This window comes from Providencia alcalifaciens DSM 30120 (assembly GCF_000173415.1).
Lineage (GTDB): Bacteria > Pseudomonadota > Gammaproteobacteria > Enterobacterales > Enterobacteriaceae > Providencia > Providencia alcalifaciens.
The window spans coordinates 75,440-97,742 of the sequence record NZ_ABXW01000004.1 but is presented as its reverse complement, the minus strand read 5'-3'; the positions used below and the strand labels follow the sequence as shown (position 1 = coordinate 97,742).

Here is a 22,303-nt window from a genome sequence, read left to right as displayed (position 1 = left end):
AGATAATATCAAACACAGCGCGAATTGATAGTAATTATCATTAGTATTCACAATTTTTTGTGACCTATCAACGTTGTCATTGATAGCGGTCACGCAATGCCATCATGATTTTGCTGGTTATAATGAAGAAAATTCAGCTAGCAACTTTTGTTCTTGCGTTAAGCAACTGAAATCATTTAACGTCAGGTGATAACTTAACCAATCATTTGGATTTTCTATCGGTAAATAAGGCATCGCTCAATGACAAAAATTAGACCCGAAACCCAGCTCGTACACCTTGGTAGAAACCCTACATTCACGCAAAAAGGGGTCAATCCCGTCATTCAACGTACCTCTTCCGTGATTTTTGATTCAGTAGAAGATAAAAAACATGCCGTACGTAACCGTGCTAATGGTGTTTTAATGTATGGTCGCCGAGGCACACAAACCCATTTTGCATTCCAAGAAGCCATGACTGAATTAGAGTGTGGTGCTGGCTGTGTCCTTTATCCTTCCGGTGCAGCGGCGATCACCAATGCCATCATGTCATTCATCAACGCAGGGGATCATATTCTCGTTACAGGCTCCGCGTATGATCCGACCCAAAATTTTTGTGACAAAATTCTAACTGGTCTCAATGTCGAGACAAACTACTTTGACCCACTGATTGGTGACAAAATTGCCGATCTAATTCGCCCTAACACTAAAATCGTCTTTCTAGAGTCACCAGGGTCTATTACGATGGAGGTCCACGACCTTCCCGCCATTGTGAAAGCGGTTCGTCAGAAATCCCCTGAAATCATTATCATGATCGACAATACATGGGCTGCAGGCGTTTTACTCAAACCGCTTCTGTTTGATGTGGATATCTCGATTCAATCAGCGACTAAGTATATTAATGGGCATTCGGATGGCATGCTAGGATTGGCAGTTGCCAACCAGCGATGCATTGAAACATTGCGTGAAAACTCCTATCTATTGGGGCAAACCGCCGATCCAGATACCGTGTATATGGCTGGTCGAGGGCTTCACACCCTACCAACTCGCCTTAAACAACATGAAGCAAATAGCTTAACCGTCGCAAATTGGTTAGTAGAGCACCCATCCGTTGCTCACGTTTTTCATCCCGCGCTTCCAAGTCATCCGGGTCATGCCGTTTTTAAACGCGACTTTAGCGGCTGCAATGGATTGTTTTCATTCCAGTTAATATCCCGTTTATCACCTAAACAATTCAGTGATTTTCTCGATCATTTCAGTCATTTTAAAATGGGCTATTCATGGGGAGGATTTGAATCTCTGATTTTAGGTTATCAAACAGAAGATTTGCTCAATATGCGTCAATATGATTACCAACCAGATTCAGGGTCATTCTTCCGCCTACATGTTGGGTTAGAACATCCACAAGATCTTATCGATGATTTACAGCGTGCATTTGAACGTATTTAAGCGTCAACATTTCATCATGATTATTAGGCAGTTAATCACTGCCTTTTAATTAATTCCCTAAACAAATCAAACTAGGCTGAAATTTTTCCTGTAAGATAGACCCCAATGATTCGCTTTATGCAGATACAGGAACGGTTATGGAAGTCATACGCGAAATCGTACTGGCACTTTGGCAACACGATTTTATGAAGCTCTCCAATCCAGAGGTGCTTTGGGTTATTTACACCATTCTCTTCATGGTGATTGTCTTAGAAAATGGAGTGCTCCCCGCTGCATTTTTACCGGGTGATACCCTTTTACTGCTTTCTGGCGCGTTGATCGCTAAAGGCGTTTTACACTTTATCCCCACTATTTTGCTATTAGCAACTGCCGCCAGCTTAGGGTGTTGGCTTGGATTTATTCAAGGTCGCTGGCTAAGCGAAACCAAAGTTGTTAAACGCTGGCTTTCTCAACTCCCTGAGGAATATCATAAAAAAGCCAATGATATGTTTAACCGCCAAGGCTTATATGCCCTCCTCATTGGGCGTTTTCTGGCATTCGTCAGAACGCTGTTACCACTGTTAGCGGGATTATCCGACCTTAGTCACCGCCGTTTTCAGTTATTTAACTGGCTTAGCGGATTATTGTGGGTCGGTATTATTGTGACTTTGGGTTATGCAATTAATCAAATCCCCTTTGTCAAAGAACACGAACAAATCGTCATTACCGCTCTGATGATCATCCCTGTTATCCTGTTGGTCAGCGGCTTAATTGGTTCCATTATCGTTTACTGGAAACACCGTAAGACCCTAAAAGGCAGTAAAGAAAGCCAATAGTAAATCTATAAAATATAGCGACCAGTGTAGACCTAACTACTTGGTCGCCTTAGTAAACCTACATTTTCACCCTCCACTAAATACCTAATAATAAGGTAGGCGCATTTTATTACCTTGGAGTCACCATGTCATACGAGACCACACACGCATCAGAGTATGAAATCAACGTTTATCTTGTAAACTCATTTACCCGTGATAACACAGGTGGTAATCCCGCAGGAGTCATACTCAACCCGCCAGAACTCAGCGATACACAGAAAATAGAGATTGCTCGACAAGTAGGATTTTCCGAAACGGCTTTTGTCTATACCGGTGAAAGTGCAGGTGAAGAAACGGATTATAAAGTGGATTTCTTCACTCCTGAAAGTGAAGTCGACTTTTGTGGACATGCAACATTGGCTGTCTTTTTTACCCTATTTTCATTGAACCAGTTAGGCGCTGGCACCTACTCCCAAAAAACCAAAGCAGGTATTTTAAATGTTACGGTCAGTGCTGATGGCGTTATTATGGAGCAAGCACTCCCCATTACCCGCCAAGGACCCGATGTGAATGCCGTTGCTGCTGCATTAGGTATTCCAACCGAAACAATCACGAAAACGGGTTTGCCTATTGAAATTATCTCTACTGGATTACCTGATATTTTAGTTCCAGTGCAACCCAGTCAATTAGATAACTTAAAACCCAATTATGATGCTATCGCACAACTGAGCCGTGAATTCGATTCGATTGGTTTTCATGTGTTTGAGTTGAGCCGAGAGCTACCTTTCACCGCTCATTGTCGGAATTTCGCACCGCTGTATGGTATTAATGAAGAGTCCGCAACAGGCAGTGCTAGCGGTGCGTTAGGGTGCTATTTGGTCAAGCATGTTTTCCCTACTGAAAATCATTTTTTGTTAGAGCAAGGGCGGGCAATGGGATGCTCCTCGCAAATTCAAGTGGAAATTTCTCATCAAGATCAGGCTATCAGCCGAGTTTGTGTGGGTGGACAAGCCGCAACAATCGGTATCCAAACCGTCCATTTTTAGTCCCCCTAAAAACTGAAAAGCCACAACGTGTTTTGCCCGCGGTCTTTTGCTGTGACTATATTCCCTTTATTTCATTTTCAATAACTCATAAAAAACCCCAGTGGCAATAACGCCGCTGGGGTTAATAATTATCGAATCAATAATTATTTGATTAACGCATGCATCTCTTGCACAGAAATCACTTTATCAGTTGGATCTGCGCTGAGTGATAATGCCGTCGCGAAGCCGCCGTTTAGGGTTGTATCATAGTGAACTTTGTAACGTAGCGCGCTACCACGAATGAGTTTTGAATCTTCAATCGCTTGTCGACCTGCTGTTGTATTCACAATGTAGTTATACTCACCATTCTTAATGCGGTCTTGAATGTGCGGACGACCTTCGTGCACTTTATTGACCAGACGAGGGTTAATACCCGCTTCTCCCAGAACAATCGCAGTTCCGTGAGTTGCGTCTAACTCAAAGCCGTGCTTCAGCAATTTGGCAGCTAAATCTACAACGCGAGTTTTATCACCTTCACGAACTGATAGTAGTGCGCGACCTGATTTTTTCATAGTTGAGTTGCTGCCTAACATCGCTTTAGCAAACGCTTCAGCAAATGTGCGTCCCACACCCATCACTTCACCTGTTGAGCGCATTTCAGGTCCAAGAATTGGGTCAACACCTTGGAATTTGTTAAACGGCAGAACAACTTCTTTCACCGAGTAGTAAGGTGGAATAACTTCTTGAGTCACGCCTTGCTGGGTCAATGTTTGCCCCGCCATCACGCGCGCGGCAACTTTCGCTAACTGCACACCTGTTGCTTTCGAGACGAATGGTACCGTTCTTGCTGCACGTGGGTTTACTTCAATCAGGTAAACTTCGTTATTCTTCACCGCGAACTGGACGTTCATCAGACCGCGAACGCGCAGTTCAAATGCAAGGCTACGCACTTGCTCACGCATGACATCCTGAATTTCTTGGCTTAATGTATAAGCTGGCAGTGAACACGCGGAGTCACCAGAGTGAACACCCGCTTGCTCGATGTGCTCCATAATTCCGCCGATTAGCACCATTTCACCGTCGCAGATGGCATCCACGTCAACTTCAATTGCATCATCTAGGAAGCGGTCTAACAATACTGGCGCGTCGTTAGAAACACTGACTGCGGTTTGGAAGTAGCGACGCAGGTCGATTTCATCGTATACGATTTCCATTGCACGACCACCCAGAACATAAGATGGACGAACCACCAGCGGGTAACCAATCCCCGCAGCTTTTTCGACGGCTTGTTCGATAGTCGCAACCGTCGCGTTTTGTGGCTGTTTCAGGTTTAAGCGGTTAACAGCTTGTTGGAAACGCTCACGGTCTTCTGCACGGTCAATCGCATCTGGGCTAGTACCAATCACCGGTACACCTGCGGCTTCTAACGCACGCGCTAATTTCAGTGGCGTTTGACCACCGTACTGAACAATGACGCCTTTCGGCTGTTCAATGCGCACGATTTCCAGCACATCTTCCAGTGTGACAGGTTCAAAATAGAGGCGGTCTGAAGTATCGTAGTCCGTTGAAACGGTTTCTGGGTTACAGTTCACCATGATGGTTTCATAACCATCTTCACGCAGCGCTAATGACGCGTGTACACAACAGTAGTCGAATTCAATACCTTGACCGATACGGTTTGGACCACCACCTAATACCATGATTTTTGGCTTGTCGCTGTTCGGGTTAGATTCGCATTCGTCTTCATAAGTGGAGTACATGTACGCGGTATCGGTCGCGAACTCTGCCGCACAAGTATCCACACGCTTATAAACTGGGTGTAAATCATAACCTTGGCGTAATTTACGCAACTCCGCTTCAGAAACACCCACTAAGCTTGCCAGACGCGCATCCGCAAAACCTTTACGCTTCAGGTGGCGTAAGAAATCTTTCGTCAGACCATTGATACCTAATTCTGCCACTTCGTTTTCTAAACGCACCAGCTCTTCAATTTGCACTAAGAACCAGCGGTCGATATTGGTCAGGTTGAAGATACCATCGATAGATAGGCCTGCGCGGAATGCATCAGCGATGTACCAAATACGGTCAGAGCCCGCATCTTTCAATTCTCGACGAATGCGAGTTAACGATTCTGGGTCGTCCTGGCTCACTTTCGGGTCGAAGCCTGTTGCGCCCACTTCCAGACCACGCAGTGCTTTTTGCATAGATTCTTGGAATGTGCGACCGATAGCCATCACCTCACCCACTGATTTCATTTGGGTGGTCAAACGGTCGTTGCTACCTGCGAATTTTTCGAAGTTAAAGCGTGGAATTTTGGTCACAACGTAGTCGATGGACGGTTCAAATGACGCCGGTGTGCGACCACCTGTAATGTCATTCATCAATTCATCAAGGGTGTAACCTACCGCAAGTTTTGCGGCAATTTTTGCAATTGGAAAGCCGGTTGCTTTTGACGCTAATGCTGATGAACGAGAAACACGTGGGTTCATTTCGATAACGATTAAACGACCGTCTTTAGGGTTAACAGCGAACTGAACGTTAGAGCCCCCCGTTTCAACACCGATTTCACGCAATACTGCCATCGAGGCGTCACGCATGATTTGGTATTCTTTATCGGTCAGTGTTTGTGCAGGAGCCACAGTGATGGAGTCACCTGTGTGGATCCCCATTGCATCAAAGTTTTCAATCGAGCAGACGATAATACAGTTATCTTTCTTATCGCGTACGACTTCCATTTCATACTCTTTCCAGCCAATTAACGACTCATCAATTAAGAGTTCGTTAGTTGGGGATAAATCTAAGCCACGAGTACAGATTTCTTCAAATTCTTCACGGTTATATGCGATACCACCACCAGACCCCCCCATGGTGAATGATGGACGGATAATGCATGGGAAGCCGACATCATCAGCAACTGCATTCGCTTCTTCCATCGTATGGGCGATACCTGAACGAGCAGTACCTAAACCAATTTTTTTCATCGCTTTATCAAAGCGCTGGCGATCTTCTGCCTTATCAATTGCATCCGCAGTTGCACCAATCATGGTCACGCCAAATTCAGCGAGTACGCCTTGACGCTCAAGCTCTAGAGCACAGTTCAGCGCGGTTTGCCCACCCATGGTTGGTAATACTGCATCTGGGCGCTCTTTTTCAATAATTTTGCGGACCACTTCCCAGTGAATTGGCTCGATATATGTCGCATCAGCCATCTCTGGGTCGGTCATGATTGTCGCTGGGTTAGAGTTCACCAGAATAACGCGGTAGCCTTCTTCTCTTAGCGCTTTACACGCTTGTGCACCTGAATAGTCAAACTCACATGCTTGTCCGATAACAATCGGGCCCGCTCCAAGAATCAGAATGCTTTTAATATCTGTACGTTTTGCCATTGTCTTGCTCCCGATTATTTTGCGTTTGAACGTGGTGTGTTTTGACGATATTCATTAATTAAGTCAATGAAATGGTCAAAAAGACCGGCAGCATCATGAGGACCAGAACTGGCTTCTGGGTGACCTTGGAAACTGAATGCTGGTTTATCTGTGCGATGAATACCTTGTAAGGTACCATCAAACAGAGATTTGTGTGTCACACGCAATGTGTCGGGTAATGTGGATTCATCAACCGCAAAACCGTGGTTTTGAGCCGTAATCATCACAACATCTTTATCTAAATCTTTGACTGGGTGGTTAGCACCGTGATGACCAAACTTCATTTTCACGGTATTGGCACCGCTCGCTAATGCTAACAGTTGGTGACCTAAGCAAATTCCAAAGACTGGAATATCGGTTTTCAAAAATTCTTGAATTGCGTTGATAGCATAGTCACAAGGTGCAGGGTCGCCAGGTCCGTTTGATAAGAAGATGCCATCTGGATTCATCGCTAAGACTGTTTCTGCTGGCGTTGTTGCAGGCACAACGGTCAATCGGCAGCCACGGTCAACCAACATACGTAGAATGTTGCGTTTCGCTCCAAAGTCGTAAGCAACGACGTGTAATGGCAACTCGTCTTCTTTACTCGCAGCGGGTTGTCCTTCATCTAAGTTCCAAGAGCGTTGAGTCCAGCTGTAAATCTCTTTGGTGCAAACTTCTTTTGCTAAATCTAAACCATTTAAACCTGAGAAGCTGCGGGCTTTTTCTAAAGCCAGCGCCGCATCTGGGTTATCCCCTGCGATAATGCAGCCGTTTTGCGCACCTTTTTCTCTTAACAGGCGGGTTAATTTACGCGTGTCGATATCAGCGATAGCCACCACATTGTGGCGTTTTAGATATTCAGACAAGCCTTCCTGACCACGAAAGTTACTGTAGATTAATGGTAAGTCGCGAATGATAAGGCCTTGAGCGTGTACGTTAGGAGATTCTTCGTCATCAGCATTAGTGCCGACATTACCAATATGGGGATAAGTGAGAGTAACAATTTGGCGGGAATAGGAAGGGTCAGTAATTATTTCTTGATATCCGGTCATTGAAGTATTGAAAACGACTTCTCCAATAGCGGCCCCTTCAGCACCAATGGCGCGCCCGTGGAATTGGGTTCCGTCTTCCAGAACCAATATAGCTGAGTTAATCAAAACATCCTCCGGAGAATAATCAATCATATTTTTTGCATATTAATTCAGATTTTGCGATCTAAATCAATGCCAAAATGAGTTTTTAAGCAAATTTTTGGCAAATTGCGCGCATTCTAATGATGGGATAGAGTCTTGTCTAGAAAAAAATGCATTTTTTTCACTTTTAGCTTACTTTTTTGCATTCTTACCTATTTTTTCTATAGAAGGCTAATGAAATAACTATTCATGGGTAAAAAAGCAAACGATTAATAGCGAAGAAAAGTGCAAAATGGATAATAGCGCAGACAATGGAGGATCTAAAGTGCAATTTTTAAGTAAAAAAGAGACAAAACAACAAAAAGACAACAAAAAACAAGAGTTACAATTATATTAAATAAATAGACACCAATAAATCAGAGGCTTCAAATGAAGCCATCTGATTTTAAACAATAAATTATTTTATAAAAAACTACAAATCATCAAGATTAAGGACATCTTTCATATTGTATAGACCATCTTTCTTACCATTAACCCAAGATGATGCCCTTATCGCACCTTTAGCAAAGGTCATACGACTGGAAGCCTTGTGGCTTATTTCTACACGCTCGCCAATATCAGCAAACATTGCAGTATGCTCACCAACAATATCGCCAGCACGTACAGTAGCAAAACCAATCGTGCCCGGTTCACGCTCTCCGGTATAGCCTTCACGTGCATACACCGCGCACTCTTTCAGATCTTTGCCTAATGCATCCGCGATAGATTCACCCATCGCCAGCGCAGTACCTGAAGGTGCATCGACTTTATGACGATGATGAGCTTCAATAATTTCAATATCGGTGTAATCTCCCATCACTTTCGCCGCTTTTTCCAGTAATTTCAGCACCAGATTCACACCAACGCTAAAGTTAGCAGCGAAGACAATTGGGATAGATTTTGAGGCTTCAGCAATAGCCAATTTTCCTTGTTCATCAAACCCTGTGGTTCCAATGACCATGCCTTTTTGGTGAGATTGACAGAATGCTAAGTATTGCAAGGTGCCTTCAGGGCGAGTGAAATCAATCAGTACATCAAAATCATTAACGACAGAATCTAAGTGACCAACGACTTTCACTCCAATTTGCCCAATTCCCGCCAGTTCACCCGCATCGATGCCAATAAGTGAAGAGCCTTCTCGCTCAATAGCTGCGCCAAGTTGAATTCCGTCTTGTTCTTGTGCTGCTTGAATTAATTGGCGCCCCATGCGCCCACCCGCACCGACAATCGCAACGCGTACAGTTGAATCTGCCATTTTTGATCCTTTCGTAAATATTGAGGCGAAAACCAAAATAAAATCTTGGCTATACCTTAAAGAAACTTGAATCGGGACGCCAGCACTAATCTGGAGATATTAATAAAAGCGTAGAAAGAGGCGTGATTATCAGAAAAAATTGTATTGAGGGAGGAAAATAAATAAAAATAGAAAATGATAGCCACTCATAAAGTCGCTATCATTATAATAAATTCAGTATGTTAGTTAATTTCTTTTACTTCAACGCGCAATTCTTTTGGGACTTCAAAAACGATGTTTTCTTCTCGTCCTTGTAACTCAACGACGGAATCTGCACCTAACTCTTTTAGTCTATCAATCACTTGGCGGACTAAAATATCGGGGGCTGAAGCTCCAGCGGTTAACCCAATAATACTCTTACCTTTTAACCACTCAGTTTGGATATCTTCCGCACCATCAATCAGAAACGCAGCTTTACCCATTCTCGACGCTAACTCAGCTAAGCGGTTTGAGTTAGATGAATTTTTTGAGCCAACAACCAGCACGATATCCGCTTTCTCAGCCAATTCACGCGCCGCTTCTTGACGGTTAGTCGTTGCATAACAAATATCATCTTTACGAGGACCCACAATATTTGGGAATCGACGAGTTAATGCATCAATCACATCAGACGTATCATCTACAGACAGCGTAGTCTGAGTCATAAAGCTCAGGTTATTTTCATCTTTGACCTGTAATTTCCATACATCTTCAGGGCTTTCAACAAGGTACATACCCCCTTCAGGGTTATTGTACTGCCCCATTGTGCCTTCCACTTCAGGATGCCCAGCATGACCAATTAAAATAGCTTCTTTGCCTTTACGGCTCGCTCTCGCCACTTCCATATGAACTTTGGTGACTAATGGGCAGGTTGCATCAAATAACATGGTTAAATCACGTGAGCGAGCCTCTTGACGGATCGCTTGTGAAACGCCATGGGCTGAGAAAATCAAAATAGAGCCGTCAGGAACCTCTGAGATTTCCTCAATAAAAATAGCGCCACGCTGGCGTAAATCATCAACCACATAGCGGTTATGCACCACTTCATGGCGGACATAGATTGGTGCGCCATAAATTTCTAAAGCACGCTCAACAATACTGATTGCACGGTCAACACCCGCACAAAATCCACGAGGATTAGCCATTAATATTTGCATGGTGACTCTCCAATTGTGGGTCTATTTCAAGAACTTCAATTTCAAAAGTGATTTGTTGCTCAGCAAGCGGGTGATTAAAATCAACAGTGATTGACTCACCCTCAATAGCTTTTACAACACCTGGCATTTCGCTGCCATTCATTGCTGTAAACAGCATGATGGTACCAATTTCAGGGGTTCCCGTTTCCATAAAATCACGTAATGAAAAGTATTGCACTAAATCTGGATTATGCTTCCCAAATACCGTATCCCCCGCGAGTGAAAATGTTTTCTTTTCACCTTCAGATAACCCAATCAGTTGAGCTTCTAATTCCGGTGATAGCGAGTCATTTCCAAGGGCAAACAACGCAGGCTTTCCTTGTGCCTGAGAAGAATCCGCCGTTGAGCCATCTTCTAATTTCAGAGTGAAATTCAGTAAAACAGAACTCTGCGCCTGTATTTGAGTAGACATAACCTAAACCTGTTTTCCGTCATAAAGTTCAGCCCGGTGCTTACCGGGCTGAAGTTATTTGTATGCAATATAGGACTTTATTTACCTATCGTGCTATCTGTTCTATTTGGCATCTTGCTGTTTGGGTTTATCTGGCAAAAAGCCTTCAAAAATCACCAATGCCGCACCAATACAAATCGCCATGTCAGCCAAATTAAAGGTTGGCCAATGCCAGTTACCAACATAAAAATCGATGTAGTCAACCACAAAGCCATGTACTAATCGGTCAAATAAGTTACCGATCGCACCACCAATAATTAATGCATAAGCAATATTACTCAGGCGTTTCTTCACACTTTGGCGATACATCATCACCATAAGAATAATAGAGATGGCGATAGCTATGCCAGCAAAGAACCAGCGCTGCCAGCCGCCTTTATCCGCCAGAAAACTAAATGCCGCACCAAAGTTTTGGGCGTACATAATGTTAAAGTACGGAATTACAGGATGTGGTTCGTACAGAGTCAGTTCTTTTAAGACCAATTGCTTAATAGCTAAATCCGCGACGATAATCACAACCGTTAGCCACAGCCAACGCAAACCAGTAGAACAAATAGGTGTCTTCATTAAGCAAACTTACGTAATTCACCGTTTCCGGCTACGTTAGTCACACAGCGACCACAGATTTCAGGTTGTTCTGCCACTGCACCAATATCACTTGCGTAATGCCAGCAACGAGGACATTTTTCCCCAGCCGCTTTACTGAAGGTAATTTTCAGACCTTTCAGCTCACTGTCTTTTGCATCTTCAGGAGCAGTAGCAATATCCGCTACACTTGCTTGAGATGTTAACAGTGCGAAGCGTAGTTCATCACCTAAGCTATTCAGCTTAGCCGCTAATGCGCTATCAGCATATAAAGTTACTGATGCTTCCAGTGAACCACCAATCAGCTTGTCGGTACGCGCTTGTTCTAATACTTTATTGACTTCGCCACGTACGGCTAACAAATCTGCCCAGAAGTTATCATTCATCGCTTCAGATGAATCTAAGCCAAATAAACCGTTGTACCACTCTTCTGTCAGAACAAACTGAGCACGCTCACCCGGTAACTCGTTCCAGATTTCATCAGACGTGAAGGACAGTACTGGTGCAATCCAGCGAACCAAGGCTTCCACAATATGGAACAGTGCAGTTTGGCAACTACGGCGCGCAAGGCTATCACTTTTCGCGGTATACTGGCGGTCTTTGATAATATCCAGATAGAATGAACCCATCTCGATAGAGCAGAAATGCATTAAGCGTTGAATAACACCTAAGAAATCATACTCATCGTACGCTTTTGTAATCTCTTTTTGTGCTTCTAATGCACGACCTACTGCCCAGCGGTCTAACACCACCATATCTTCGGGTTTCACCATATCTGTTTCTGGATTGAAACCATTTAAGTTCGCCAGTAAGAAGCGAGCGGTGTTACGAATACGACGATAAGAATCTGCTGCACGTTTTAAAATTTCATCAGAGACCGCAATTTCACCCGTGTAGTCTGTTGATGCAACCCAAAGACGCAGAATATCAGCACCGAGCTTATTCATTACATCTTGTGGGCTAACTGTATTACCTAACGATTTAGACATCTTACGACCTTGACCATCAACGGTGAAACCGTGAGTCAATACTTGGCGATAAGGTGCTTTACCTTTCATCGAGGTAGACAGCATCAGAGAAGACATGAACCAACCACGATGTTGGTCAGAACCTTCCAAATACATATCCGCAGAGTTACCGTGGAATTCAGGGCGAGCATCAACCACGGCAAAGTGGGTCGATCCTGAATCAAACCAAACGTCTAAGGTGTCTGGAACTTTACGATAAGTGTCAGCATCAGCGCCTAGCAGATCAGCCGGATCTAAATCCCACCATGCTTGAATACCATCGACTTCAACACGTTTAGCGACTTCTTCCATCAACTCTAAGGTACGCGGATGCAGTTCTTCGGTGTCTTTATGCACGAATAACGACATTGGAGTACCCCAAGTACGTTGACGCGAAATACACCAGTCAGGACGATTTTCGACCATTGATTCGATACGTGCACGACCCCAACCTGGGATCCACTGAACAATGTCGATCTCTTTCAGCGATTGTTCACGCAGACCATTTTTATCCATGCCGATAAACCATTGTGGTGTCGCACGGAAAATAACAGGGGTCTTATGACGCCAGCAACATGGATAGCTGTGAGAAATCGCTTTTTTGTACATCAGCAAGCCTTTCTCGTTCAGGATTTCCAGTACCACATCGTTAGCTTTAAAAATAAATAAGCCATCTAAGCTAGGGTAAGTATTTGGTAAGAAGCAGCCATCTGGACCGACTGGGTTCGCGGTTTCTAAGCCATATTTTTGACCCACAACATAGTCTTCAGGACCATGACCTGGTGCTGTATGGACTGCACCAGTACCGGCATCCAGAGTCACGTGGTCACCTAAAATTGCGGGAACATCGAAGCCCATAAATGGATGTTCAAATCGCAGCAACTCGAGTGCACTGCCGTCACATTCACCTAATACCGTCCATGACTCAATGCCTACAGTTTTCATGACATCTTCGACTAGATCAGTTGCCAGAATAACTAAATCGCCATTCGCGTCTACTAATGAATATTTGAATTCCGGATTCAGAGAAATCGCACGGTTAGCTGGCAATGTCCAAGGTGTAGTCGTCCAGATCACTAAAGATGGGACTTTGTCGCTGGACACACCAAATTTTTCGCAAACAGCTTTGCTATCTACCGCTGGGAAGCGAACGTAGATAGATGGGGAAGTTTTATCGTAATATTCAACTTCAGCTTCAGCCAATGAAGAACCACACGCTGTACACCAATGAACAGGCTTAGCACCCTTCACTAAGTGACCATTCGCGATAGTTTTTGCCAGAGCTCGGATGATGTTCGCTTCGGTTTTAAAATCCATTGTCAGATAAGGTTTGTCCCACTCACCTAACACACCTAAACGCATAAAATCAGCTTTTTGCCCTTCAATTTGCTCTTTAGCATATTCACGGCATTTTGCACGAAATTCAGCGGCGGAAACTTTTTCCCCTGGTTTACCTACAATTTGTTCAACTTTGTGTTCAATAGGTAAGCCGTGGCAGTCCCAACCAGGGATGTATGGGGAATCAAAGCCCGCCAACCCTTTGGATTTAATAATAATATCTTTGAGAATTTTGTTTACTGAGTGACCAATATGAATACTACCGTTAGCATACGGAGGACCATCGTGCAGAATAAACGTTTTCTTGCCCGATTTTGCTTTACGGATTGCTTGATACAAACCTTCTTTGTACCAGCGTTCTAACATCTGTGGTTCGCGTTTAGCGAGATCGCCACGCATTGGGAACCCTGTTTCTGGTAGATTCAGGGTATTTTTATAGTCACTCATCGATTCTCAGTTCCAATTTTCCGCTAAATTATCTGATTCCAATTGCAGCGAGGTATTCTCTTGCTGCAACTACATCATTAGCAATTTGCTCCTTCAGCGCGTCCAACGAAGCAAACCGCTGTTCATCACGTAACTTTTTACGCAACACAACATCAATATGACGCCCATATAAATCCATATGTGCATCAATCAGATGGACTTCTAACTGGGTACCTTTTCCAGATACCGTTGGGCGTGTACCAATATTTGCCACACCCGGCACAGGCTTATCACCCAAGCCATGAACTTCTACAGCATACACACCTGTAACAGGCGTGACTAAACGTTTTAACGGTAGGTTTGCCGTCGGAAAACCTATTGTTCGACCTAGCTGATTACCATGAACCACTCGCCCGCTGATACGGTAAGTGTGCCCAAGTAAATTTTCAGCTAATGGCAGATCATTGTTTTGAATCGCTTTACGGATTGCTGTGCTGCTGACACGCACACCTGAATCACAAAAGCTTTCCGTGTCGGCAACTTCAAAACCAAACTTTTGACCCGCTTGCTGTAAAAAAGCAAAATCTCCCATGCGATTTTTTCCAAATCGGAAATCATCACCAATGGCGAGATATTTCACACCGAGTTTATCGACCAACAAGTCAGATACAAAAGCATCAGGTGTTAATGAGGCAAAATGCTGGTTAAATTCCACACATAACAGATAATCGACCCCGCTATCTGCAAGGTACTTCACTTTATCTCTTAGGCGTGTCAAACGCGCAGGCGCCTTGTCACCCGTAAAAAACTCAAGGGGCTGTGGTTCAAAAATCATCACAACCGTTGGTAAACCTAACTGCTTACCCTTAAGCTTCAAATTTTGAAGTAACACTTGGTGCCCACGATGAACACCATCAAAATTACCAATAGTCAGTACGCAACCATGATGGTACGACCGGATATTTTGTATACCGCGAATTAGCTCCATAACTGGCTCAATACCGAGGAAATTGCAGGATTATACCTTGTACGACGCATAAGGTTAACCTAAGTTCGTAAAAGCTTTCATTAAACCCTATTTTTTTGATCTCTACACTATTTAATCCGATGATTTTACACTGCGAAGCATCTTTCTGCACGACACTGCGCCATTGAATCTCATCCTTGTGGGTAAACAAATCAAAAAAGTTTGGATAACCAATAGATTATCAATACAACAAATTTACTCGGAGATCTCTAAAAATATTTAATTTTTATAGTTTTCTTATCATCCATTTTGGATCGCAAACCTAACTGTATAGAAAACAACCTATCGGCAACCAAATTTTTTCTTGATGAATGATGGATATCACTAAAATATTTTTTTCTGCAAAATGATTTAAAATATCTTCCATCAATTATGCTTTTTTTCACGCTCAGATCTGTATTCTTCTGATATTTACTGATAGAATCTTGCACCATTCACAACGCATTGGCATCGAAGTACACGATGTTTATTTGCACAAATCCATTGACAAATGAAGGGCGAAAGGGCATATTCCTTGACCTTTAAATTGTCCTCAATAGAATACATTTGGGAGTTGGACCTTGGCTAATATCAAATCAGCTAAGAAACGTGCCGTTCAATCAGAGAAACGTCGCCAGCACAACGCTAGCCGTCGCTCTATGGTACGTACTTTTATTAAGAAAGTTTACCTTGCTATCGCTGCAGGCGATAAAGAAGCTGCTCAGAAAGCATTCAATGACATGCAACCTATTGTTGATCGCCACGCTAGCAAAGGCCTGATCCACAAAAACAAAGCAGCACGTCATAAAGCTAACTTAGTTGCTCAAATCAAAGCAATGTAATTTCGCTTCTTGATTATTAAAAAACCGGCTTAGGCCGGTTTTTTTGTCTGCAAAATTTATCGCTCTACACTTTCTGTTCTAAATTATTGAATGGCGCTGAGAATAACTCAGAAAAATCTTTGTTGCAGACCCGTTGCACTGCTGGATGTTGGATCATCCGTTCCGCAAAAATTACGTAATATTCTTCTTTAACGCTATCTAAACACCCAATCTCTTGCACTTCATCATCAGCAAAAATATCTTTTGCATACAAAGAAGGTGCCACAAAAATAGCATTGTGATACATCCCAAATGCTTTCATTAAAGCTGCATCATCAAATTCACCTAGCACTTCCACTTGCAGGTTTTTATTGCGAATCCATGTTAATAAATGACGACCTAACATAGAGCGACGCCCAGGAATTAATAACCGACGCTCCTCAAGACATTCAGGGAATGGTTTCTTCGGTACAGGCTGACGACAGAAAAAACTGACACTGCATTCACCTAATTTTACGGAAAATAGCCCCTCTTGCTGTGAAGAGTCCACAGGACAATCAGACAAAATCATATCCAGTTTATGTTGGCTTAATTGCTCTAATAACAATTCATGCGTAGATTCAAAACAGCGTAAATGAATTTGTTCATGTTCCACAACCGCCGTTTCTAGTACCCTGCTTACCAAGCGTTTCGATAATGCATCAGCCACACCCACATCAAATAGCAGATTTGATTCTCTGCTGTAGTTGACAATATCCAGCATTTCTTGGCTGAGCATGAACATTTTGTCTGCATAACGGAAAATAAGCTGTCCCAATTCCGAAGGAACTAATCCTCGACCTTGACGCTTAAATAATTTGCCACCTAAACGCTCTTCTAGCGCCTTAATTTGCCCAGTAATTGTTTGTGGAGTCAGGTAAAGAGCTTCAGCAGCCCCGACAACAGAGCCTTCCTTACAAACATGCCAGAAATAGTAAAGGTGGTTAAAATTAAGATGTGAAACCCGCATATCGATTCCTTTTGTATCGCCAATAATTATCGTAGTACATACTGACCATACGCTTTACCCGTACCCCGTAATCGGGAGTTATAAGTTAAAATACCCGCAGTATGCAACTCATACCGCGGGCATATCATAGAAGATTAACTCGAAAATTCTTACTAATAATTACGTCTATTATGTTTATTCTTCACTACTGAGTGCGTTTTTTGGTTTCGGTAACACGACTCTTAACATAAAGTACCCAAGCACTGCTGCTGTTGTCGAACCGATTAAAATACCCAACCTAGAGTAGGTACTATACACCTCATCAAGTCCTTCAAAGGCAAGACCAGTGATGAAGATAGACATAGTAAAACCGATCCCACAAAGCACTGAAACCGCAAATACTTGCTTCAAGTTAATTGATGCTGGCAGTTTCGCCAACCCTACTTTTACCGAAATCCAGCTAAATAAGAAAATACCGACTGGTTTGCCTAATATTAACCCCGCCGCTACACCAAGTGGTAATGAACTCATTAACCCATCAAAAGTGACGCCATTGAGCTGTACCCCTGAGTTTGCAAACGCAAAAATTGGCAAAATTAAATAAACAACCCAAGGGTGTAGCACATGCTCCAACTCTTCTGAGGGTTTTGTATTGTTTGTGCCTCTTAATGGAATTAAGAAACCGACAATCACCCCAGCCAGCGTGGCATGAACTCCTGATTTTAAAATACAGACCCATAAAATAAGGCCGATCACTAAGTAAGCCGCTGTATTCTCTACTCGACGCCAGTTCATCATACAAAGAATCGCCACACACAACGCCGCTAAACTCAATGCGATGACAGACACTGAACTTGTGTAAAAGAAGGCGATAATCACAATAACACCCAGGTCATCAATGATAGCTAACGCCAACAAGAATACTTTCAGTTCCGTAGGAACTCGCTTACCCAGCAGCGCCATCACGCCTAACGCAAACGCGATATCTGTTGCGGCAGGGATAGCCCATCCTTGACGAGTAATATCGTCTGCACCATTAAACGCTAGATAAACTAACGCGGGTGCAATCATTCCACCCACAGCAGCGATTGCTGGAAATATTGCTTTATCGCGCCCCGCGAGGGATCCTTCCAATAATTCACGCTTTACCTCTAAACCTACAACAAGGAAAAAGATCGCCATTAAAAAATCATTAATCCATAGAATCAGAGGCTTATCTAATCCAAATGAGGAAATTTTAATGGATACCGGAATATCTAAAAATTGCTGGTAAGCTCCCTGTAATGGCGTGTTAGCCATTATTAAAGCGACGATGGCAGCAATAATTAGGAGTAGCCCTCCTGCTGCTTCTAACTTTAAAAATTTACGAATAATTGCTGTCATATGAATAACCTCAAAAAATATTTTTGAATGTTAATATTATGATAATCATTAATTCGTAAAAAATCGTTTATTTATCCATTAATGATCGTAATTTCCGAGCATTTTATAATTGAGATCACAACGAATGATAATAAATCGTTAATTTAACTATAGGCAACTATTCTAAAAACCAACAATAAATTTATTAAGTTAAGCACTTTAAAAATTCAAATTTTTTAGAGACTAAGGAAAAATAATTGTTCTGGAAAGCCTAAAAAATCATTTATTTTTTGATTTTCGAAGCCCTTCGCAAAAATAAAAGCCCCTTTCCGCTATTCCTTGTGAGTCCCTTCATAAAAAAGCCACTTTGTGTGATACTCAGGCATCCCTTGGGCAATCATTATTTCTCTATATTATGTCTCTATACGTTCTGCTTTCTGTGCTGTTTGCCGCGTTTTGTCATGCCAGTTGGAACGCTCTCGTTAAATTTGGTAATGACCGTTTCTTCGGTCTAGTGATGATTGCCGTTTTTTCAGGTATTTTAACCATTCCCGCGCTATTTTGGTTTGGGCTCCCGACACCTGAAGCGGTGCCATGGTTAATTTTGTCGGTATTCTTTCATATCGGTTATATCTACTTTCTCAGCCAAGCATACAACCATGGCGATCTCAGCCAGATTTACCCTATTTCTCGGGGTTCTGCTCCGTTAATTACTGCGTTATTAAGTATTGTTTTATTTAATGAATCCCTACCATTCATGAGTTTTGTTGGAATTATATTTATCATTTCAGGGGTGATCGCCATCGCTTTTGCAGGGCGAAAATTTTCATTGAATATCAAAGGAAAGGCTCTAATTTTTGCATTATCCACCGCCTTTTTTACTGCCTGCTATACCCTCTCTGATGGCTATGGTTCAAGAGCCAGCCAAGATCCGATTGTCTATACCTTATGGCTATTCTTACTTAATGGCGCAGTACTCGCGATCCCCGGAGTAATGAAATATAAAAGTTCACTCCTACACGGATTTCAACAATATTGGCGTTCGGGATTACTCGGTGGGTTAATGCAACTAATTAGCTATGGCATCGCAATCTGGGCTATGAGCCAAGCACCTATCGTTATTGTTGCTGCCATCCGTGAAACCAGCGTTCTCTTCGCTATGTTTCTCTCAATTGTATTTCTCAAGGAAAAATTTAATGCCATGCGAGTACTTGCTTGTATTGTCATTTTACTTGGGGTGTTACTTGCAAAACTATCCAGTTAAGATAGTGATGTTATGAATGTGTTTTTCACATCCTATTTTCAACACCAATAATATTTAGCGTTAATTTTTCATTTAGTCATGAGGTAAAAATGACCTTACTCCGATCTTTAGTTGCCATGTCAATGATAGCAGCGCCAATAGCGGTACTTGCCGCCACGCCAGCGGATTTAATGATTGTTGATGGAACCATTTTGACGATGGATGCCCACAATAAAGTGATTGAAAATGGCACTGTCGTTATTGATAAAAACAAAATTGTGGCGGTGGGTGGTCCTGAACTCACCAAGCAATATACTGCCAAAAAACAACTTAATGTTGATGGTGATATTGTCATGCCAGGATTAATCAATACCCACACTCATGCATCAATGACAGTATTTCGCTCCCTTGCTGATGATGTACCAGATCGATTACACCGCTACATTTTTCCATTAGAAAGTAAGATGGTTTCCCGAGAAATGGTGCGGGTAGGCGCTAACTTAGCCAATGTCGAGATGCTAAAAGGGGGCGTTACCACATACGTAGATATGTACTATTTTGAAGATGAAGTAGCAAAAACTGTCGATAAAATTGGTATGCGTGCAATCCTTGGTGAATCTGTTATTAAATTCCCAGTTGCTGATGCCCAAAATGCGGATGAAGGCATCGCCTATGCAGTGAATTTTATCAATCAATACAAAGATCATCCTCGCATTACGCCAGCTTTTGCACCTCATGCCCCTTATACCAATACTACCGAGCATTTACAGAAAATTTCCAAACTTTCTCAAGAGCTTGATGTCCCCGTTATGATCCACTTAGCGGAAACCGACCGAGAACAAGAAGAAATTGCCAAACGTACTGGAGGTAAAAGCCCAGTGCAATACATGGCAGATATTGGTGCATTAAACAGTAAAGTGATCGCTGCTCATGCCATTATGGTCAATGACAGCGATATCGACCTCCTCAAGCAATACGATGTCGGAGTCGCGCATAATGTCAGCGCGAATACGAAATCAGCCAAGGGCGTTGCCCCTGTCACCGCCATGTTAGCGAAAGGGGTTCGCGTGGGCTTAGGAACTGATGGTCCTATGTCGAGCAATACCTTAACAACCATGAATGAACTTAATTTAGTCGGTAAAATTCATAAGCTTGAGAATAAAGATAGAGCCGCGATGCCACCGATAACCGTGGTTGAACTAGCAACTAAAGGCTCCGCGAAAGCGATTCATATGGAAGATAAATTAGGGTCTCTTGAAGCAGGGAAGTTGGCGGATATCATTGTTGTTGATACTAAATCACCTAATATGGTACCGATGTACAGCCCTTATGCCGCTCTCGTTTATGGTGCTAATGCATCCAATGTACGTCATTCTATCGTTGATGGAAGCCTACTAATGGAAGATCGTAAAGTGCTCACAGTAGATGAAAGTGCCATTGTGAAAGAAGCTCTGCAATTTGCGGATCAAGTTCGAAAAACCGTCATTGATAGTGGCGAAGTCGTCAAATAAAAAAATGGCTGATTCAGTATTTCACTGGATCAGCCATTATTTTTTACTGAGAGATCAAACCATTATTTGTTGGTGAGATCATCAAAGAATTTCTTCACGCCATCTAAAAAACGTTTTGAACGTGGGCTATTTTTTTCGCCTCCAGAGCCACCTAACGATTCACCAAACTCTCTAAGCAACTCTTTTTGTTTCTCATTCAGTTTCACTGGCGTTTCAACAACAATGTGACACATTAAGTCACCTTGCATTCCACCACGCACTGATTTCACGCCCTTACCTTTCATACGGAATGTTTTACCCGTTTGGGTTTCCGCAGGAATTTTCAGTTTAACGCGCCCATCAAGTGTTGGTACTTCGATTTCGCCACCCAGTGCTGCCGTTGCAAAGTTGATTGGTACTTCGCAATGTAAGTTATTACCATCACGCTCAAAAATATCGTGAGGTAAAACATGCATTTGAACGAATAAATCACCTGCTGGTGCGCCATTTGCTCCGGCTTCACCCTCACCTGATAAACGAACGCGGTCACCAGTATCAACCCCTGCTGGGATCTTAACGGATAAGGTTTTGTATTTCTCTACGCGACCTTGACCATGACATTTATTGCATGGGTCTTTGATAATTTTTCCGCGACCGTGACAGGTTGGACAAGCTTGTTGCACTGAGAAGAAACCTTGGCGCATATGGACTTGCCCCATACCATGACAGGTTTGGCAAGTTTCCGCACTCGTCCCCGGTTTCGCACCACTACCGTGGCACACATCACAACTTTCAAGTGTTGGGATACGGATCTCTTTGGTCACTCCACGGACTGCTTCTTCAAGAGTCAGTTCCATGTTGTATTGCAGATCAGAACCACGGCTTGGGCGCTGTTGGCGTCGACCTCCACCAAAAATGTCACCGAAGATGTCACCAAAAATATCACTATTGAAGTCGCCGCCACCAAAGCCGCCGAATCCACCGCCACCGCCACCGCCACCCATACCGCCTTGTTCAAACGCGGCATGACCATATTGATCATAAGCTGCACGTTTTTGCTCGTCGGATAGGACTTCGTAAGCTTCTTTTATCTCTTTAAATTTCTCTTCAGCTTCATCTTTTTTCTCCTGATTACGGTCAGGATGGTGCTTCATCGCTAAACGCTTATACGCTCGCTTGATGTCTTTGTCTGAAGCATTTTTTTCGAGGCCTAAAACCTCATAAAAATCTCTTTTCGCCATTTATTTTTCCCTTAACATGCAGACACGGGCGCAGAGTTCCCTCAACGCCCGTG

17 protein-coding genes are annotated in these 22,303 nt (G+C 43.0%); 6 read left to right on the top strand and 11 right to left on the bottom strand.

The window, feature by feature from the left end:
* Positions 1 to 240: 240 nt before the first annotated feature.
* The 3 genes from metC to PROVALCAL_RS00830 all read left to right on the top strand — a co-directional run bounded on the left by metC (position 241) and on the right by PROVALCAL_RS00830 (position 3,265).
* On the top strand, positions 241 to 1,425 hold the full coding sequence (gene metC / locus PROVALCAL_RS00840; RefSeq protein ID WP_006657160.1) for a cystathionine beta-lyase: 1,185 nt from the start codon (positions 241 to 243) through the stop codon (positions 1,423 to 1,425).
* 137 nt (positions 1,426 to 1,562) lie between these two features.
* Positions 1,563 to 2,240 carry a DedA family protein gene (locus PROVALCAL_RS00835; protein WP_006657159.1) on the top strand — a complete coding sequence of 226 codons (678 nt, stop codon included), beginning with the start codon at positions 1,563 to 1,565 and terminating at the stop codon, positions 2,238 to 2,240.
* Between the two features lie 125 nt (positions 2,241 to 2,365).
* Positions 2,366 to 3,265, top strand: a complete 900-nt coding sequence (locus PROVALCAL_RS00830; RefSeq protein ID WP_006657158.1) for a PhzF family phenazine biosynthesis protein — start codon at positions 2,366 to 2,368, stop codon at positions 3,263 to 3,265.
* Between the two features lie 143 nt (positions 3,266 to 3,408).
* On the opposite strand, the gene carB is transcribed toward PROVALCAL_RS00830, so the two are convergent.
* The 8 genes from carB to ribF all read right to left on the bottom strand — a co-directional run bounded on the left by carB (position 3,409) and on the right by ribF (position 15,087).
* On the bottom strand, positions 3,409 to 6,630 hold the full coding sequence (carB, locus tag PROVALCAL_RS00825) for a carbamoyl-phosphate synthase large subunit (RefSeq protein ID WP_006657157.1): 3,222 nt from the start codon (positions 6,628 to 6,630) through the stop codon (positions 3,409 to 3,411).
* A 14-nt stretch (positions 6,631 to 6,644) separates the two neighbouring features.
* Entirely contained in the window at positions 6,645 to 7,808 is a 1,164-nt protein-coding gene (carA, locus tag PROVALCAL_RS00820) for a glutamine-hydrolyzing carbamoyl-phosphate synthase small subunit (protein WP_096759666.1), read from the bottom strand.
* A 448-nt stretch (positions 7,809 to 8,256) separates the two neighbouring features.
* The gene (gene dapB, locus PROVALCAL_RS00815; protein ID WP_006657155.1) at positions 8,257 to 9,078 is read right to left on the bottom strand and encodes a 4-hydroxy-tetrahydrodipicolinate reductase; all 822 of its coding nucleotides are present in this window, start codon (positions 9,076 to 9,078) and stop codon (positions 8,257 to 8,259) included.
* A gap of 221 nt (positions 9,079 to 9,299) precedes the next feature.
* Positions 9,300 to 10,253 (bottom strand): 4-hydroxy-3-methylbut-2-enyl diphosphate reductase, encoded by a 954-nt coding sequence (ispH, locus tag PROVALCAL_RS00810; RefSeq protein WP_006657154.1) that lies wholly within the window; start codon positions 10,251 to 10,253, stop codon positions 9,300 to 9,302.
* A complete protein-coding gene (fkpB, locus tag PROVALCAL_RS00805) occupies positions 10,234 to 10,704 on the bottom strand; it encodes an FKBP-type peptidyl-prolyl cis-trans isomerase (protein WP_006657153.1) in 471 nt (156 codons plus the stop codon). Before fkpB ends, ispH begins: the two co-directional genes overlap by 20 nt.
* A 102-nt stretch (positions 10,705 to 10,806) precedes the next feature.
* Complete coding sequence (lspA, locus tag PROVALCAL_RS00800) at positions 10,807 to 11,310, bottom strand: signal peptidase II (protein WP_006657152.1); 504 nt, start codon at positions 11,308 to 11,310, stop codon at positions 10,807 to 10,809.
* Positions 11,310 to 14,120, bottom strand: coding sequence for an isoleucine--tRNA ligase (ileS, locus tag PROVALCAL_RS00795; RefSeq protein ID WP_006657151.1), 2,811 nt, complete (start codon positions 14,118 to 14,120; stop codon positions 11,310 to 11,312). The genes lspA and ileS overlap by 1 nt, the downstream gene beginning before the upstream one ends.
* A gap of 28 nt (positions 14,121 to 14,148) precedes the next feature.
* On the bottom strand, positions 14,149 to 15,087 hold the full coding sequence (gene ribF, locus PROVALCAL_RS00790; RefSeq protein WP_006657150.1) for a bifunctional riboflavin kinase/FAD synthetase: 939 nt from the start codon (positions 15,085 to 15,087) through the stop codon (positions 14,149 to 14,151).
* Between the two features lie 599 nt (positions 15,088 to 15,686).
* On the opposite strand from ribF, the gene rpsT reads away from it, so the two are divergent.
* Entirely contained in the window at positions 15,687 to 15,947 is a 261-nt protein-coding gene (gene rpsT / locus PROVALCAL_RS00780) for a 30S ribosomal protein S20 (protein ID WP_006662810.1), read from the top strand.
* A gap of 64 nt (positions 15,948 to 16,011) precedes the next feature.
* Here rpsT and nhaR read toward each other — a convergent pair whose 3' ends face one another.
* Together nhaR and nhaA are read right to left on the bottom strand one after the other, a co-directional pair.
* Complete coding sequence (gene nhaR / locus PROVALCAL_RS00775; RefSeq protein WP_006657147.1) at positions 16,012 to 16,935, bottom strand: transcriptional activator NhaR; 924 nt, start codon at positions 16,933 to 16,935, stop codon at positions 16,012 to 16,014.
* Positions 16,936 to 17,109: 174 nt separating this feature from the next.
* Positions 17,110 to 18,297: a Na+/H+ antiporter NhaA gene (gene nhaA, locus PROVALCAL_RS00770; protein WP_006657146.1), complete on the bottom strand. Its 1,188-nt coding sequence runs from the start codon at positions 18,295 to 18,297 to the stop codon at positions 17,110 to 17,112.
* Positions 18,298 to 18,691: 394 nt separating this feature from the next.
* On the opposite strand from nhaA, the gene PROVALCAL_RS00765 reads away from it, so the two are divergent.
* A complete protein-coding gene (locus PROVALCAL_RS00765; RefSeq protein ID WP_006657145.1) occupies positions 18,692 to 19,540 on the top strand; it encodes an EamA family transporter in 849 nt (282 codons plus the stop codon).
* Between the two features lie 89 nt (positions 19,541 to 19,629).
* Positions 19,630 to 21,030, top strand: coding sequence for an amidohydrolase (locus tag PROVALCAL_RS00760; protein ID WP_039861380.1), 1,401 nt, complete (start codon positions 19,630 to 19,632; stop codon positions 21,028 to 21,030).
* Positions 21,031 to 21,092: 62 nt separating this feature from the next.
* Here PROVALCAL_RS00760 and dnaJ read toward each other — a convergent pair whose 3' ends face one another.
* Positions 21,093 to 22,250, bottom strand: a complete 1,158-nt coding sequence (gene dnaJ / locus PROVALCAL_RS00755; protein WP_006657143.1) for a molecular chaperone DnaJ — start codon at positions 22,248 to 22,250, stop codon at positions 21,093 to 21,095.
* Between the last annotated feature and the right edge of the window lie 53 nt (positions 22,251 to 22,303).

What these genes read in the sequence shown, in the direction of transcription:
- metC (WP_006657160.1), top strand. Translation starts at nt 241, where the DNA reads ATGACAAAAATTAGACCCGAAACCCAGCTCGTACACCTTGGTAGAAAC.
- PROVALCAL_RS00835 (WP_006657159.1), top strand. Translation starts at nt 1,563, where the DNA reads ATGGAAGTCATACGCGAAATCGTACTGGCACTTTGGCAACACGATTTT.
- PROVALCAL_RS00830 (WP_006657158.1), top strand. Translation starts at nt 2,366, where the DNA reads ATGTCATACGAGACCACACACGCATCAGAGTATGAAATCAACGTTTAT.
- carB (WP_006657157.1), bottom strand. Translation starts at nt 6,630, where the DNA reads ATGGCAAAACGTACAGATATTAAAAGCATTCTGATTCTTGGAGCGGGC.
- dapB (WP_006657155.1), bottom strand. Translation starts at nt 9,078, where the DNA reads ATGGCAGATTCAACTGTACGCGTTGCGATTGTCGGTGCGGGTGGGCGC.
- ispH (WP_006657154.1), bottom strand. Translation starts at nt 10,253, where the DNA reads ATGCAAATATTAATGGCTAATCCTCGTGGATTTTGTGCGGGTGTTGAC.
- fkpB (WP_006657153.1), bottom strand. Translation starts at nt 10,704, where the DNA reads ATGTCTACTCAAATACAGGCGCAGAGTTCTGTTTTACTGAATTTCACT.
- lspA (WP_006657152.1), bottom strand. Translation starts at nt 11,310, where the DNA reads ATGAAGACACCTATTTGTTCTACTGGTTTGCGTTGGCTGTGGCTAACG.
- ileS (WP_006657151.1), bottom strand. Translation starts at nt 14,120, where the DNA reads ATGAGTGACTATAAAAATACCCTGAATCTACCAGAAACAGGGTTCCCA.
- ribF (WP_006657150.1), bottom strand. Translation starts at nt 15,087, where the DNA reads ATGGAGCTAATTCGCGGTATACAAAATATCCGGTCGTACCATCATGGT.
- nhaR (WP_006657147.1), bottom strand. Translation starts at nt 16,935, where the DNA reads ATGCGGGTTTCACATCTTAATTTTAACCACCTTTACTATTTCTGGCAT.
- nhaA (WP_006657146.1), bottom strand. Translation starts at nt 18,297, where the DNA reads ATGACAGCAATTATTCGTAAATTTTTAAAGTTAGAAGCAGCAGGAGGG.
- PROVALCAL_RS00765 (WP_006657145.1), top strand. Translation starts at nt 18,692, where the DNA reads ATGTCTCTATACGTTCTGCTTTCTGTGCTGTTTGCCGCGTTTTGTCAT.
- PROVALCAL_RS00760 (WP_039861380.1), top strand. Translation starts at nt 19,630, where the DNA reads ATGACCTTACTCCGATCTTTAGTTGCCATGTCAATGATAGCAGCGCCA.
- dnaJ (WP_006657143.1), bottom strand. Translation starts at nt 22,250, where the DNA reads ATGGCGAAAAGAGATTTTTATGAGGTTTTAGGCCTCGAAAAAAATGCT.